Raw genomic sequence first — 14,157 nt, 5'->3', positions numbered from 1 at the left:
CCGAGTCACTCGGCCAGAGCCGGGAATACGTCCGTTCCCAGCAGCCGGATCGACTCGCGGGTCGCTGCATCGTCAACTCCGGGGAACACCACACGCACCGTCACGTGCGCGCTCACCGTCTGCGGCAGCGCCCTCAGCAGTTCCCACCACGGACGCAGTTGGTCGACACACTCTTCGGGCGTGCCGGCCACGACATGGTCCGGCCGCGTCGAGACGGGCACGTTCGTGCCCGGCCCGTCCGGGACGGCGCCGTCCCCGGCCTGCGCCATCCAGCGCCGGTACCGGTCGCCGACAAGGGAATGCCCGGCCGCCACCGTCTCCCACGCCCCCGAAGCCGCGGTGAACGCGCACATCGTCAGGGCGATGTGGAAGGGCCGGTCCAGGTCTGCGAGTTCGAGCGTCCCGATCCGGCGGGCCAGCTGCGCGACGGACGCGAGCTCGGGCGCGATCCAACCGTCGGCGATGCGCGCCGCGCGGCGCACACCCCGACTCGCGAACGCCCCGAGGAGAATCGGCGGTCCCCCGGTCTGTGCGGGGAGCGGGCGCACCGGCACAGCATGTCCGGTCCGTCCGTCCGTCACGACCGCCTCGCCCGACCAGGCCGCACGCAGTGTGCAGACGGTCGTCTCCAGAATTCGTCCGCGCCGCGAACGATCGACGCCGAGGGCCGCGAATTCCTCCGGGCGATAACCGAGTCCGAGGCCCAGAATCACGCGCCCGCCGCTGAGCTGGTCGACGACCGCGACATCCTCGGCCAGCCGCAGCGGATCGTACAGCGGCCCGATCGCGACGTTGGTCGCGAGGTCGACAGCGGTGGTCTCGCGAGCGAGCGCACCCATCACCACCAGGGGACTGGGAAGATGGCCGTCCTCTGCGAAGTGGTGCTCGCTGAGCCAGACCGAGTCGAACCCGGACTTCTCAGCGGTCACGGCATGCCGCACGAGGGCGTCCAACGCCCGGCCCGACTCCGCCGCGGTCCCGCCGACAGTCTGGGCGGTCAGCGCTCCCAGGCCGACCCGGATGCGACGGCGTCGGTGGCCCACCGTCGCGTCCCGGAGCCGGCTCACTTGATCGCGCCGTCGACCTTGAGCTGGACGATCTGATCCCAGTCGAGGCCGTGCTCGAGCAGCACCTCCTCGGTGTGTTCACCGTGCTGGGGGGCACGGGTGAGCACCGGCGCCTCGTTTCCGAACCGCATCGGCGCCGTGACGAGATCCAGAGTGCGCCCGTCTTCGTACTCGACGGTGCGGACGTACTCGTTCGCGATCGCCTGCGGGTCCGTCAGCACGTCGAGGGGCTTGCGGAAGACGTCCCACTGTCCCTCCTGCTTGCCGAGGATGTCCGTCCACTCCGCGAGGGTGCGGGTCCGGAACACCTCGGTGAGCTCGGCGGTGCACTCGCGAGTGTTGCGGGCGCGGTCCTCGAACGTCGCGTAACGCGGGTCGTCGATCAGGTCGGGTCGGCCGATCGCCTCGCACAGCCCGGGCCAGTACTTCTGGCTCTGCAACAACGCCAGATGGATGTACCGGCCGTCGCTGGTCCGGTAGATGTTCGAGACCGGGTTCACCGGCGCGGACCGGTCCGGATAGGGCAGTTCCGCGGCCCCGACGAGCTGGGCGCCGGCGATGGTCGCCTGCATCGCCCACGCGCCGACCGCGAACAGCGACGTGTCGACGACGATGCCCTCCCCGGTGCGTTCGAGGTGCAGCAGTCCGGCCGCAATCCCGCCGGCGAGCGCCATGCCGCTCTGCACGTCGCCGAAGGCCGGGCCCGGCATGTTGGCCGGCCACTCGAGGTCGCCGGGGGCGATCGACCCCGCCGCACCGGAGCGCGCCCAGTAGGTGATGCCGTCGAATCCCCCCTTCTCGGAGTCGGGTCCGGCCACCCCCTGGGCGGTGCCGCGCGCGTAGACGATGCGCGGATTGCGCGCCATGATGTCGTCGACGTCGATACCCAGCTTGGTCCGCGCATCCGGCAGGAAATTGGTGGAGAAGACGTCGGCCGTCTCGACCAGCTTCATGAGGACCTCGCGACCCTGCGGGGTGGCGATGTCGAGGGCGATGGCGCGCTTGCCACGGTTGTTGATCTCCCACAGACCCGACATGCCGTCGACGTCGCCGGGCACGCCCCACGCCGCGGTCGTGCGCATCGGATCCCCGAAGTCGGAGTGCTCGACCTTGATCACGTCGGCTCCCCAGTCGGACAGGATCGCGCCGGCCGAGGGGACGAACGCATACAACGCGACCTCCACGACCTTGATTCCGTTCATCACCTTGGTCATCGAGCGTTCTCCTTCGTCGTACCGCAGTCACGTTCTACTGCAAAGATTTTCGGGCCACACGGCAGCTACGCTGCGTGTGGTGGTGGTTCCGTCGGCCGGCGCGGCGACACACGGGCGCGGATTCGACGGAGCGGCCTCCAGAGCCGGGGTGAAAAACACCGTAACTATAGCAATGTTTTATGAGTTGTACATCACATCACCGTTGAAGGCCTGTTCGATACGCACGGGATCCGGTCCCGCGGCTTCCGCGCGACAGGTCAGTACAGGGACTCCCCGCCGTCGACGACGAGGTTCGTCCCGGTGACGAACGCCGAGTCCGGGCCCGCGAGGTACAGCGCCGCGCTCGCCATGTCCGCCGGCGTACCGGCGCGCCCCATCGGCACGGTGGCGGCACGCTCGTCGAACAGCGAATTGCGCTCCTGCGTAAGTGGCGTCGCAGTGATCCCGGGGGACAGTGCGTTGACCCGAATGCCCGTGGGGGCGAGCTCGTAGGCAGCCATTCGTACCAACTGGTTGAGACCGGCCTTTGCGGTGCCGTACGGCACCAGGCTCGGCCGCACTCCCAGCGCCCGGATCGACGAGACCACGACGATCGAGCGATTCGTCCCCTCTCGGCGGACCATCGCGCGGGCCGCGGCCTGCACGCACCGGAACGTGCCGGTGAGATTGAGGTCGATGCAGGCCTGCCACTGCTCCTCGGTGAGTTCGAGGAACGGCGCCACGGTGCCGCTGCCGGCGTTCGCGACCAGGACGTTGAGCGAACCGAACTCCCGCTCGACCCGTTCGAACATCGCCGCTACCGAGTCGGCGTCGGCGATGTCGGCCACGATGCCCGCAACCCGCGACTCGTCTCCGCACCGGGCGCGCAACGATGCGACGGCCTCGTCGAGGACCTCGGGTCGGCGGGCCGCCACCGCGACCGTCGCGCCGGCGTCGAGCAACCGCTCCGCGATACCGCGACCGATGCCTTCGCTACCGCCGGTGACCAGGGCATTCTGCCCGACCAGCGCCTGGTGCCGCGAGCCGGAGTGCGTCGAATAGGGTTCCACTGTGTGCTGCGTCATAGCTTTGGTATAGCATTAGATACGAAATATTGGCATGGTTAAGGAGGAGTGCCCGGTCGGGGCGGTCCCCGTCCCTATACTCATCACCACCCCGATCGCCGACCGAACAACCGACGAGGACATCGAATGACGCGCAACACCATGGGTTCTCCCACAGGAACCGCCGCCCTCCGACGCGCCATCGCGATGACACGGAACGAGAAGGTCTCGCGGACGGTCGCGCGCATGGTCGCCAAGGACATCGCCGACCGCCGGCTCGGCCCAGGTTCCGCGCTCGAGTCCGAGAACGACATGGCCAAGCGGTTCGGGGTCGGCCGCGCGTCGGTGCGAGAGGGCCTGCGCCTGCTCGAGGCGCAGGGGCTGGTGACGGTCCGGCAGGGCCTGGGCGGGGGCCCGATCGTGTCGGAGCCCTCGGGCTCCGAGTTCGGCGACACGCTGTCGATGTATCTGCAGGCGAACGGCATTCAGTTCCGCGAAGTCGCCGAGGCCGCCCTGGAGATGGAGGGGCTGGCCGCAGCAATGCTCGCCGATCGGATCGCCGCCGGAGAGGACGTCGACCTCACTCCCCTGGCCGCCCACGATCTCAGACCGGACATGTCGAACGAAGAGGTCACCGAGACCGCCACCGGATTCCACAGCGCGCTGCGGAACCTGACCGGCAACTACGTCCTCGACCTCACCGGTTCGGCCCTGGCCCACCTGTATACCGACCGGATGCTCGGCGCCCACCCCGAGGAGTGGAACGAGAAGGAGCGGGAGGCCTTCACCGAGCCGCACCGCCAGATCCACGACGCCATCGCTGCCGGCAACGCCGAACTCGCCCGCACTCTGACCCGCGCACACATGCGCGAGGTCATCGACCGCATCAGCCGCCAGAACCCGCGCATCCTCGACGAGCGGGTGGAGTGGCTCTGACCGACTAGCCTGCCCTTCGTCGTCCGGCCGCCGCCTCCCCGGGTCCACCCGGCAGGTGCGGCCCGTTCGTATGCGGCATGACCGTATCCGGAGGAGTTCCGCGGCGTTCTCGGTCGAGCGTGTCCCGTCGGGTGACGAACGAGAGCGGAGACCCCTTGACGACCAGACCCTCCATACCCGCCGCCGAGACTTCCCTCCCGGCGCGTCCGGCAGAACCGCTCAGAGCCGCTGCCGCGCCTCCCCCGGGTGCGGCACCGGGACAGCCGAAGCAACCGCGCGCGGTATGGGCCATCACGTTCGCCGTGATCGTCGCGTTCATGGGTATCGGCGTGGTCAGCCCGATCCTGCGCCCGCTGGCCGAGCAGCTCGGCGGCACGCCGTCACAGGTGTCGTTGCTGTTCACCGGCTACATGGCCGTGATGGGTCTCGCGATGCTGGTCACCGGCGCGATATCCAGCCGCATCGGCACCCGCAAGACCCTGTTGCTGGGCCTGTTCGTCATCGCCGGGTGCTCCCTGGGCGCGAGCCTGTCGGGGACGCTCGGCCAGATCATCGGCTTCCGCGCCGGATGGGGACTGGGTAACGCGCTGTTCGTCGCGACCTCGCTCGCCGCGATAGTCGGCGCCGCGACCGGCGGTGCGCCGAAAGCGATCGTGTTCTACGAGTCGGCCGTCGGCATCGGCATCGCGACGGGCCCGCTCGTCGGCGGGCTTCTCGGCCAGATCTCCTGGCGCGCCGCCTTCCTCGGCGCCTCCGTACTCATGGCCGTGGCCTTCGCGCTGCTCGTCGTCCTGCTGCCGCCCGCCACGACGCCCGACCGGCCGATCCCGCTCATCGCACCGCTCCGGGCGCTCGGGCACGCGGGCCTGCTGTCGATCGCCCTCGTCTCCCTGCTGTACCACCTCGGCCTTTTCGCCCTGTTCGCATACGCGCCGTTCGTCCTCGAACTCGATCCACTTCGGCTCGGATTCGTCTTCTGCGGCTGGGGCGTGTGCGTGGTGATCTCGTCGGTGTCCGTCGCGCCTCGGTTGCGCACCGCGCTCGGCGCGATCGGCGCGACCGCCCTGGGCCTGGCCCTGTTCGCCCTCACCCTTGCAGTCGTGGCCGTATTCACCGGCAACCGACCGGCGGTCGTGACGTGCATCGTCGTCTCGGGCCTGTTCCTGGGCGTCCTCAACACCCTGGTGACCGAAATCGGTATGGACGCCGCGCCGGTGGACGGGAGCACCGCAGCCGCGGCGTACAGCTTCGTGCGCTTCGGCGGCGGCGCGGTGGCCCCGTGGCTCGCAAGCCGGATGGGCGAGATCTTCAACCCTCACGTTCCGTTCGCCGCCGCCGCCGGCGCCGTCGCGCTGGCGTTGGGGGTGCTGGCCCTCGGCCGGCGCCGACTGCCCGTTCACCACCGTCGGCAGCGTTGAACCGCAAAGCCTTACAGCGGCCCGGTGACTTGCGCCACAGCAAAGGATACGGTACATATCGATAACCACACCAAATATTGCAATATTTAGCCGGGCGCGCGGACACACCGTCGGCCGGCGCCGGACTCCGTGAGGACCGTGATGACCGACTACCAGTACCTGACCTACGAGTCCCTCGACGCGGGTCGCATCGTCCGCATCATGCTCGACCGCCCGAAGCAGCGGAACGCCCAGAACCGGGGCCTGCTCGTCGAACTCGGCAAGGCCTACGCACGCGCCGAGGCCGACGACACGGTGCGCGTGGTCATCCTGGGGGGCCACGGACCGTCCTTCTCGGCCGGGCACGATCTCGGGTCCTCGGACGACGTGCGCGAGCGCGCTCCGGGCTCGGGCCAGCACGTCTCCTACGCCTGCAACGGAGCCACCTACTCCGAGATAGAGATGCGGCTCCACCAGGAGTGGCACTACTACTTCGAGAACACCCGCCGATGGCGTAACCTCCGCAAGATCACCATCGCGCAGGTGCACGGAGCCGTGTACTCCGCGGCGCTCATGTTGATGTGGAGCTGCGATCTGATCGTCGCAGCCGAGAACACCACGTTCGCGGACGTCGTCGGCACCCGGTTGGGGATGTGCGGCGTCGAGTACTTCGCACATCCGTGGGAGTTCGGTCCCCGCAAGACCAAGGAACTGCTCCTGACCGGTGACTGCCTCGACGCGGCCGATGCCCATGCCCTCGGCATGGTCTCGAAGATCTTCCCCGAGAAAGAACTCGCCGACTCGACCCTCGCGTTCGCGCGCCGAATCGCCCGGATCCCCACCATGGCAGCCCTGCTGATCAAGGAATCGGTGAACCAGAGCCAGGACGCCGGCGGATTCCAGTCCGCCCTCGACGCGGGCTTCACCCTTCACCAACTCAATCACGCCCACTGGTCCGCGCTGACCCGTGGCGAAACTTGCATCGGCACGGTCGAGCACGGGCTGGACGACTGGCGCGCGGCCCCCGAGATCCGGCGCGCCGACCCTCGCGTGCCCTGACCGCACCTCCCATCCCGATACCACCCGTTCGCACCTCGAAAGGCTCTGCCCATGAACGAGACGTCCCCCGCCCGCACCGTGATCGTCACCGGCGGCACCGGCGGCCTCGGCGCCGCGGTCACCCGCCACCTCCTCGACGCCGGCTGGCGGCTGGTGGTCCCCTGGTACGTCGAGGCCGAACTCGACCGCGTCGCTCCGCACCCGAACCTCGAGACGATCCGCGCCGATCTGTCCGACGAGCAGGACGTCGAGGCGGTCGTGGAGTGCGCGACGAAGGACGAGGCCCGGCCCCTGTATGGCGTGGTCAACCTCGTCGGCGGATTCGCTGCCGGCCGCCGGGTCCACGAAACGCCCATCGAGGTCCTCGAAGCCCAGTTGTCGATCAACCTCACGATCGCCTACCGCGTCATCCAGGCCGCCCTACCCGAACTCATCCGCCACGGCGGCGGGTCCGTGGTGTGCATCGGCTCCGCCGCCGCCGTCCGGCCCTTCCCGGGCGCCGCCACCTACGTCGCGTCCAAGGCCGCCGTCTCCGCCCTGGTCCAGGCGCTCGCAGTCGAATACGCCGGCGACAACATCCGCGTCAACGGTCTGCTGCCTACCATGGTCGACACCCCCGCCAACCGGGACGCAATGCCCGAGGCCGACCGCTCCAGCTGGGCCCGCCCCACCGACATCGCCGAGGTCATCGGTTTCCTGCTCGGTGATTCCTCGCGCGCGGTCAGCGGCGCGTCGATCCCGGTCGTGAACGTCGCAGGCTCGGACTGACTCTTACACCCGCGACGGTCCCACACCCAGGCGATCGGCGGCCGCGGTCAGGAAGGCGCGGCGCTCTTCGGCGGAGTCGCCCTTCCAGACCGAGTCGGCCCAGACCACGAGGTCCTCGATGCCGTGGTCGCGGTACCGGCGCAGGTCCGCCGAAGTCGCCGCGTCGACGCGCACGTAGCACGGAAACTCGCCGATCCGACCGAATTCGCGCCGCAGCCTGCGAATCTCGTTCACCATCTCCACCGCCTGCCCGAAGCTCGGGGTGCCGGAGGAGAACCATCCGTCTCCCAGCCGCGCCGCGCGGGCAAGCGCCTTCGGGCCGTTACCGCCGTGGATGACAGGCACGTGCACGGGGCGAGGATGCAGTTGTACCTCATCGAACCGGTAGTGCTCGCCCTCGTGGGAGAACGGCCTGCCCGACCACGCCTTCCGCAGGATCGTCACGCACTCGTCGGTGCGCGAGAAACGTTTGCGGAACGGCACGTCCAACGCTGCGAACTCCTCCTCGAGCCATCCGGCGCCGACCCCGAAGAGCAGACGACCGCCGCTGAGTTCCTGCACGGTGATGGTGGTGCGCGCAGTGTGCAGTGGGTGCCGCAGGGCAGTGACATACACGGCCGTGCCCAGTTTGATGCGGTTCGTGGTCGCGGCCACGGCCGCGTGCACCGCCCACGGATCCGTCAGCTCCGTCGACACATCGACGATGGGTCCCGTGTGGTGCTGCGCCGTCCCCGTCGAAGGGTGGCTGCTGGAGTATGCGACCGGATGGAGCACGTGCTCCCCCAGCCACAATGCGTCGAATCCCAGGTCGTCGGCGCAGACCGCCAGTTCGACGAGTTCGGTGGGATTCATTCCGTATGCGCTCAGTCCGATGGAGGCCATGGGGTTCGCCTTTCGTGTGATCGATGGTGAGACGACTCGTCCGCGCGGTGGCCGGTGCCACCGCGCGGACGGGCGTGCGGAGGCGGGGTCAGGCGGGGAGCAGGCTGAGCGCGCGACGGGCCAAGGGCGCGACGAATTCGCCGCGTTGACCCATCCGCGCGTCGGTGGTCTCGCCGCGCACGAACCGTGCGTAGAGCTGCTGCAGAATGACCACGGTCTTCCAGCATCCGAACGCCTCGTACCAGTCGATGTTCGACAGGTCCAGATCGCTACCGGCCGCGTACCGCTCGACCACCTCCGCCCGCGAAGGCAGGTCGAGGCCGTGCATGCCGGGCACGACGATGAACGCCGCATCCGACTCCGGATCCACGGTCCGGTCCGGCCAGTAGTTGAGCAGCGTGCCCAGGTCGACCAGCACGTCCCCGGTCGTGGCCATGTCCCAGTCGAACACCGACTTGACCCGGTCGGGGTGACCGTGGGGGAACTGGCAGTTGTCGACCTTGTAGTCGTTGTGGACGATCCCGGCCCGCTGGCTCGCCGGGATCGCCGCACGGATCCGCCGGGTCACCTCGGCCACGAGTGCCGCGGTCTCGGCCGGGGCGTACTCGGCGACGGCGTCCCATCGTGCCAACCAGCCATGCACCTGCCGCTCCAGGTAGCCCTCGGGCCGGCCGAGGCCGGCCAGGTCGCATGCGGCGGGGTCGACCGCATGCAGATCCGCGAGCGCGTCGATCACCGCGTAGCCGATCCGCCGGCCGGCATCGTCGACGCCGGACATCGACTCGGGCACCGAATCCCACACCACGACACCGTCACGGTACTCGGAGACGAAGAACTCGGCGCCGACGACACTCTCGTCCGCACAGTGCAACAGTGCCCGGGGGGCGCGATCGTACTCGCGGTGCAGACGGGACAGCACCCGATATTCGCGCGTCATGTCGTGAGCGCCCCGAGCGAGCTGACCGAAGGGCGGGCGGCGCACGACGAGGAGACGGTCGCCGAAGCCCACGCGGTAGGTGAGATTCGCCGAGCCGCGCGGGAACTGCAGGACGGAGAACTCCCCGTCGACGTCGTCGAGGTGCATCCGCAGGTATGCCTCGAGCGCGGCCCAGTCGAGGTCCTCCCCCGTCCGGACCGGCGCAACCTCCGTGCGCGGCTCCCCGACGTTCGAGGCCGACGGCTGCTCGCCGGACACGACCGAGCCCGTCATCACTGGGCTCCCACCGCGGGCAGGCCGAACTTGAGTTCGGCGGCCGCGTCGAGCGCCGGCAGGTGCGTCGTCGGGAACAGGCCCGACGCCGGCGTGGCGTTCTTCAGCAGCTGCTTGGCGATCTGCTGCTTGTGCAGCTCGGTGGCGCCGTCGGCCAGGCCCATGTGGTAGCTCTCGAGCAGCCACTTGCCGAACGGCATCTCCTTCGAGATGCCGAGGGAACCGTGCAGCTGGATCGCCCGGGACACGACGTTGTTGAGCACCTTCGGCATCACCATCTTCACGGCGGAGATGTCTGCGATGACCTTCTTGTAGTCGTCGAGCTTGTCGATCTTCCAGGCTGTCTGCAGGACGAGCAGGCGGAACTGCTCGAGCTCGGCCCACGACTCGGCGATCATGTCCTGCACCAGCTGCATGTCGGCGAGGCTCCGGCCGCGCGTCTCACGAGACACCGCGCGCTCGAGCATCATGTCGAGCGAGGCGCGGACCAACCCGACGGTGCGCATCGCGTGATGGATGCGCCCGCCGCCCAGGCGGGTCTGCGCGACGGCGAAGCCCTCCCCCTCCTCGCCGAGCAGGTGGTCGGTGGGCACCCGCACATCCGTGTAGCGGATGTAGGCGTGCGTGCCCTCCGACTCGTTGTGTCCCCACACCCCGACGTTGCGGATGATCTCGATGCCCGGGGTGTCCATGGGGACGACGAACATCGACGCGCGCTTCGTCCGCGGGGCATCGGGATCGGTCACGGCCATCACGATCAGGAACGACGAGAACCGTGCGTGCGAGGAGAACCACTTCTCACCGTTGATGACGTAGTGGTCGCCGTCCCGGACGGCACGCGTGACGAAGCTGGTCGGATCCGAGCCGCCCCGCGGTTCGGTCATCGAATAGCACGACATGATGTCGCCGTCGATGAGCGGGCCAAGGTACCGCTCCTTGAGTTCGGGTGTGCCGTAGTGCGCGAGGATCTCGGCGTTGCCGGAGTCCGGGGCCTGGCAGCCGAAGACCACGGGGCCACTGTGGGTGGCGCCGAGGATCTCGTTGAGCAGTGCGAGTTTGAGCTGGCCGTAGCCCGGGCCGCCGAGCTTCGGGCCCAGGTGGCACGCCCACAGGCCCTGCCCGCGCACGACGTCCTGCAGGGGCCGGATGAGCTTGTTCCGGGTGGGGTCGGTGACGTCCCATGCGTGCTCGACGACGCGGTCGACCGGGGCGACCTCCGCGTCCACGAACCGCTGCACCCAGTCCAGCTTCTCCTGGAACTGCGGATCGGTCTCGAAATCCCATGCCATATCGGTGGTCTCCTACTCGGAAGGTGAAAGTCGGGATGCGCCGGTCAGCGCGTGAGGACGGTGCAGGCGCTGATGCCCGGCGCGCCGTAGACGTGGGTGAAGCCGACCTTCGGCTCCCCGGGGACCTGCCGGTCCCCTGCCACGCCGCGGAGCTGTACGACGTTCTCGTAGACCTGGCGCAGGCCGGTCGCGCCGATCGGCTCGCCGTTGGCCAAGCAGCCGCCGTCGGTGTTGACCGGGATCGAACCGCCGATTTCGGTGGCACCGGACCGGATGAGGGACTCCTGCTCGCCGTGCTTGCACAGCCCCGTCTCGGCGAGGTGCATGATCTCGGCTCCGGCCTCGGTGTCCTGGATCTGTGCGACGTCGACATCGCCGGGTTCGATGCCGGCGGCCTCGAACGCCGCGCGGGAGGCCGTGACGGTCGGGCCGTCGGCCCGTGCGGGCGACGTCCACGGACTGAACACCTCGAACGAGCCGAACTCCCTGGAGCGCAGTTCCGCGGACTCGAGAAACACCGGGGCATCGGCGTATTCGTGAGCCCGGTCCGCGCGGGCGAGGACGAGCGCCACCCCGCCCTCGGCGGGTGAGCAGAACATGTACTGCGTGAGCGGGTCGTTGACCATCGTGGAGCCGGCGATCTGCTCCTCCGTCATCGGCGTGCGGCGCCACGCGTGTGGGGCGAGCGCGCCGTTGCGAAACGCCTTGGCGGCGACTGTCGCGAGCAGCGACCTGGGCAGGTTGTGTTCGACGAGGTAGCGCTGGATCTTCATCGCGAAGAACTGGGTGGTGACCATCATGCCGCTCTCGCCGTACCAGCGGCCGATACCGTTGTCCTCGGGGCGGGCATTGAACGCGCCACGCGGATGTTTGTCGAACCCGACGACCAGGCCCAGATCGGACTCGCCGGAACGGATCCGGCTGACCGCGGAGGTCAGGGCACTGCCACCGGTCGCGCAGCCGTTCTTGACGTTGACGAACGGCAGCCCGGTCAGGCCCAGGGCAGAGACGAGCGTGTCGGCGTTGCCGGCCGAATCGCTGCCACCGTACGCGAACTGGATGTCCTTGAACTCGACTCCGGCGTCGGCGAGTGCCTGCCGTGCCGCATACGCGCCCTGCTCAAGTCCGCTCACGCCCTCCGTGCGGCCGAACTTGTGGATGCCGACACCCACGATCGCGACCTTCATCGCTGCTCCTCACTGCTCGGGGCGAACGCGAATGTGACGATCTCGGTGCCGTCCTCGTCCACGTGGTTGACGATCGTGGTCAGCCGCATCGGCATGTCGATCCGCAACGCACCCGCATCGGCGATGGTCAGCCGCGCCTCGACGATCACGTCACCGAGGTCGACATAGCCCACGCCGAACGGTTCGAACGGCTCGACGCACACGAACGGGTTTTTCGGCGGGAAGGACTGCACGGTGTAGGACCACAGAGCGCCCTCGCGCGGCAGTTCGAGATCCGTCATCGCATTCCGGCCGCACCGCGGGCAACCGCTCTGGTACGGGAAGGTGACCGTGCCGCAGGACGGGCAGCGGGCGCCCCGCAGCGCGGCCCCGGGGTCGCCGCCGACGAACAACTCCGGGTCGATGGGGCGCCACGTTGCGGTGGAGGCGCTCATCGGCCGGCTCCATCCGTAGCGGCCGTGCGTTCGGTGTCGATCTCCCACACCGGCAGCACCACAGGGTTGCCCGCCGCGTCGGTGCCGAGGTCCTCGAACGCACTACGCACGGGGGTACCGGCCGCGACGTCGATGCGGCCGGGCAGGTTGCCGATCAGCCGAACCCCGTCCGCCTCACCGTCGACGTCGACGACGATCACCGTGTACGGCACCGGAAACAGCGGATGGACCTGATGCTCGACGATCGTGTGGGCATAGACGGTGCCTGTGCGGGCGACCGGCTTCCAGCGCACCGACGTGCTCGCGCAGTACACACAACGCGGCCGGGGCAGGTGTATGCGGCGGCCGCAGTCCTCACAGGTGAGGATCGCGAGCTCTCCGTCCGCGGCGGCGTCGAAGAAGCCCTTGCTGCCGCGCTCGGTGACGAGGGGCCGCAGCCGGTCCCGCGTGGTGTCCGCCGGTACGGCGGTGCCGCGGGCGCTCATGCCGACACCAGGATCAGCGCGCTGGCCGCCGGCGGCGGCGCGGAGGTGACGAGGGAGACCCGGGCTCCCTCGACCTGGCTGGTGGAGGTGCCGCGGATCTGCCGCACTCCCTCCACGACGTGGTTCATTCCGTGGATGTATCCCTCGGACATGTGTCCTCCACTCGTATTGATCGGGATCGACCCGCCGAGGTCGATCTGCCCGTCGGCAAGGAAATCGCCGGTGTCCCCGCGCTTGCAGAATCCGTAGTCCTCGAGCTGAATCAGCGCAGTGATCGAATAGCAGTCGTAGATCTGTGCGACGTCGACGTCGGCCGGGCCGAGACCGGCCCGCGAGTACAGCGTCTCCTGGCACACCCTCGACGGCAGGGCGGTGATGTCCTCACGCATGAGCGTCGGGTACATGAGGCCCGGCTGCGGGTGCGGACAGGTGGACATCGCGACCGACCGGATCAGGGCCGGTGTCTGCCTCAGGTCCTCGGCCCGTTCGGTGGTGGTGACGACGACCGCGGCGGCACCGTCGGTCTCGAGGCAGTAGTCGTACAGACGCAGCGGCGACGACAGCATGCGCGAGTCGAAGTAGTCGTCGAGCGTCATGGTGCGCTCGTACATCTGTGCGGCCGGATTGGAGTTGGCGCGGCGGCGGGTTACCAGGGCGATCTGCGCGAGCTGCTCGGAGGTCAAGCCCGTTTCGGACATATAACGCTGCGCGACCAGGGCGAAGTACTGACCCGACGACAGCAGGCCGTAGGGGCCGAAGAACTCCTCGAACGTCTCATTACCGCCGACCTCGGGGGTGGCGACCGGGGACAGACCGAAGCGACGGCCGGAGCGGCCGTTGAGGGAGCGGAACACCACGACGGTAGTGGCCTGCCCGCTCATGATCGCGGCGACGGCCTGCGCGACCATCGCGGCCGGGCCGGAGCCGCCCGGGCCGGCCTCGCCCCAGTAGGTCAGGTTCGGAACGCCCAGTCCGTCGGCCAGGGCCGCGCAGGAGACCAGGTCCATGTCGTTGCGGACGATGCCGTCGACATCGGCCGGGGTCAGTCCGGCATCGGCGAGGGCGTTCGCTGCGGCCTCGACGGCCAGAGCCGTAACCGACACGCCGGAGTCGCGGGAGTACTCCGTCGTGCCGATGCCGGCGATCGCGCAGGCATCCCTGCGCCAGGTGGGGTCGGTGGACATAG

General features: G+C 69.0%; 14 protein-coding genes. 4 read left to right on the top strand and 10 right to left on the bottom strand.

From position 1 onward, the window contains the following. Positions 1-5 precede the first annotated feature (5 nt). From G6039_RS06640 to G6039_RS06630, 3 genes are all read right to left on the bottom strand, one after another. Positions 6-1,067 (bottom strand): LLM class flavin-dependent oxidoreductase, encoded by a 1,062-nt coding sequence (locus G6039_RS06640; protein WP_232334142.1) that lies wholly within the window; start codon positions 1,065-1,067, stop codon positions 6-8. Beyond that, positions 1,064-2,281: a CaiB/BaiF CoA transferase family protein gene (locus tag G6039_RS06635; RefSeq protein WP_043797991.1), complete on the bottom strand. Its 1,218-nt coding sequence runs from the start codon at positions 2,279-2,281 to the stop codon at positions 1,064-1,066. Before G6039_RS06635 ends, G6039_RS06640 begins: the two co-directional genes overlap by 4 nt. 257 nt (positions 2,282-2,538) lie before the next feature. After that, positions 2,539-3,345 carry an SDR family NAD(P)-dependent oxidoreductase gene (locus tag G6039_RS06630; protein WP_043797994.1) on the bottom strand — a complete coding sequence of 269 codons (807 nt, stop codon included), beginning with the start codon at positions 3,343-3,345 and terminating at the stop codon, positions 2,539-2,541. A 126-nt stretch (positions 3,346-3,471) separates the two neighbouring features. Here G6039_RS06630 and G6039_RS06625 point away from each other — a divergent pair, with 126 nt between their 5' ends. From G6039_RS06625 to G6039_RS06610, 4 genes are all read left to right on the top strand, one after another. Then, positions 3,472-4,260 (top strand): FadR/GntR family transcriptional regulator, encoded by a 789-nt coding sequence (locus G6039_RS06625; protein WP_006939847.1) that lies wholly within the window; start codon positions 3,472-3,474, stop codon positions 4,258-4,260. Positions 4,261-4,562: 302 nt separating this feature from the next. Further along, on the top strand, positions 4,563-5,678 hold the full coding sequence (locus tag G6039_RS06620; RefSeq protein WP_006939852.1) for an MFS transporter: 1,116 nt from the start codon (positions 4,563-4,565) through the stop codon (positions 5,676-5,678). A gap of 141 nt (positions 5,679-5,819) precedes the next feature. Further along, on the top strand, positions 5,820-6,716 hold the full coding sequence (locus G6039_RS06615) for an enoyl-CoA hydratase (protein WP_043797997.1): 897 nt from the start codon (positions 5,820-5,822) through the stop codon (positions 6,714-6,716). 51 nt (positions 6,717-6,767) lie between these two features. Further along, positions 6,768-7,484, top strand: coding sequence for an SDR family NAD(P)-dependent oxidoreductase (locus tag G6039_RS06610; protein WP_043797999.1), 717 nt, complete (start codon positions 6,768-6,770; stop codon positions 7,482-7,484). 3 nt (positions 7,485-7,487) lie between these two features. On the opposite strand, the gene G6039_RS06605 is transcribed toward G6039_RS06610, so the two are convergent. The 7 genes from G6039_RS06605 to G6039_RS06575 all read right to left on the bottom strand — a co-directional run bounded on the left by G6039_RS06605 (position 7,488) and on the right by G6039_RS06575 (position 14,155). Further along, a complete protein-coding gene (locus tag G6039_RS06605; RefSeq protein ID WP_029546416.1) occupies positions 7,488-8,366 on the bottom strand; it encodes a TIGR03619 family F420-dependent LLM class oxidoreductase in 879 nt (292 codons plus the stop codon). An 88-nt stretch (positions 8,367-8,454) separates the two neighbouring features. After that, on the bottom strand, positions 8,455-9,576 hold the full coding sequence (locus G6039_RS06600) for a phosphotransferase family protein (protein ID WP_043798059.1): 1,122 nt from the start codon (positions 9,574-9,576) through the stop codon (positions 8,455-8,457). Beyond that, entirely contained in the window at positions 9,576-10,865 is a 1,290-nt protein-coding gene (locus tag G6039_RS06595; RefSeq protein ID WP_029546418.1) for an acyl-CoA dehydrogenase family protein, read from the bottom strand. The genes G6039_RS06600 and G6039_RS06595 overlap by 1 nt, the downstream gene beginning before the upstream one ends. 44 nt (positions 10,866-10,909) lie before the next feature. After that, positions 10,910-12,052, bottom strand: a complete 1,143-nt coding sequence (locus tag G6039_RS06590) for a thiolase family protein (RefSeq protein WP_043798003.1) — start codon at positions 12,050-12,052, stop codon at positions 10,910-10,912. Then, positions 12,049-12,486, bottom strand: coding sequence for a Zn-ribbon domain-containing OB-fold protein (locus G6039_RS06585; RefSeq protein WP_043798006.1), 438 nt, complete (start codon positions 12,484-12,486; stop codon positions 12,049-12,051). The genes G6039_RS06590 and G6039_RS06585 overlap by 4 nt, the downstream gene beginning before the upstream one ends. Further along, on the bottom strand, positions 12,483-12,971 hold the full coding sequence (locus G6039_RS06580) for a Zn-ribbon domain-containing OB-fold protein (RefSeq protein ID WP_029546421.1): 489 nt from the start codon (positions 12,969-12,971) through the stop codon (positions 12,483-12,485). The genes G6039_RS06585 and G6039_RS06580 overlap by 4 nt, the downstream gene beginning before the upstream one ends. After that, positions 12,968-14,155 (bottom strand): thiolase C-terminal domain-containing protein, encoded by a 1,188-nt coding sequence (locus G6039_RS06575; RefSeq protein ID WP_043798010.1) that lies wholly within the window; start codon positions 14,153-14,155, stop codon positions 12,968-12,970. Before G6039_RS06575 ends, G6039_RS06580 begins: the two co-directional genes overlap by 4 nt. Positions 14,156-14,157 lie beyond the last annotated feature (2 nt).

Source organism: Rhodococcus aetherivorans, assembly GCF_011058165.1.
Classification (GTDB): Bacteria; Actinomycetota; Actinomycetes; order Mycobacteriales; family Mycobacteriaceae; genus Rhodococcus; species Rhodococcus aetherivorans.
The sequence above is the reverse complement of the archived record's forward strand: the minus strand, read 5'-3'. Positions and strand labels throughout refer to the sequence as shown.

Coding starts and splice junctions, on each gene's coding strand:
- G6039_RS06575 (WP_043798010.1), bottom strand. CDS start 14,155: ATGTCCACCGACCCCACCTGGCGCAGGGATGCCTGCGCGATCGCCGGC.
- G6039_RS06590 (WP_043798003.1), bottom strand. CDS start 12,052: ATGAAGGTCGCGATCGTGGGTGTCGGCATCCACAAGTTCGGCCGCACG.
- G6039_RS06615 (WP_043797997.1), top strand. CDS start 5,820: ATGACCGACTACCAGTACCTGACCTACGAGTCCCTCGACGCGGGTCGC.
- G6039_RS06605 (WP_029546416.1), bottom strand. CDS start 8,366: ATGGCCTCCATCGGACTGAGCGCATACGGAATGAATCCCACCGAACTC.
- G6039_RS06585 (WP_043798006.1), bottom strand. CDS start 12,486: ATGAGCGCCTCCACCGCAACGTGGCGCCCCATCGACCCGGAGTTGTTC.
- G6039_RS06600 (WP_043798059.1), bottom strand. CDS start 9,576: ATGACGGGCTCGGTCGTGTCCGGCGAGCAGCCGTCGGCCTCGAACGTC.
- G6039_RS06630 (WP_043797994.1), bottom strand. CDS start 3,345: ATGACGCAGCACACAGTGGAACCCTATTCGACGCACTCCGGCTCGCGG.
- G6039_RS06580 (WP_029546421.1), bottom strand. CDS start 12,971: ATGAGCGCCCGCGGCACCGCCGTACCGGCGGACACCACGCGGGACCGG.
- G6039_RS06595 (WP_029546418.1), bottom strand. CDS start 10,865: ATGGCATGGGATTTCGAGACCGATCCGCAGTTCCAGGAGAAGCTGGAC.
- G6039_RS06625 (WP_006939847.1), top strand. CDS start 3,472: ATGACGCGCAACACCATGGGTTCTCCCACAGGAACCGCCGCCCTCCGA.
- G6039_RS06635 (WP_043797991.1), bottom strand. CDS start 2,281: ATGACCAAGGTGATGAACGGAATCAAGGTCGTGGAGGTCGCGTTGTAT.
- G6039_RS06610 (WP_043797999.1), top strand. CDS start 6,768: ATGAACGAGACGTCCCCCGCCCGCACCGTGATCGTCACCGGCGGCACC.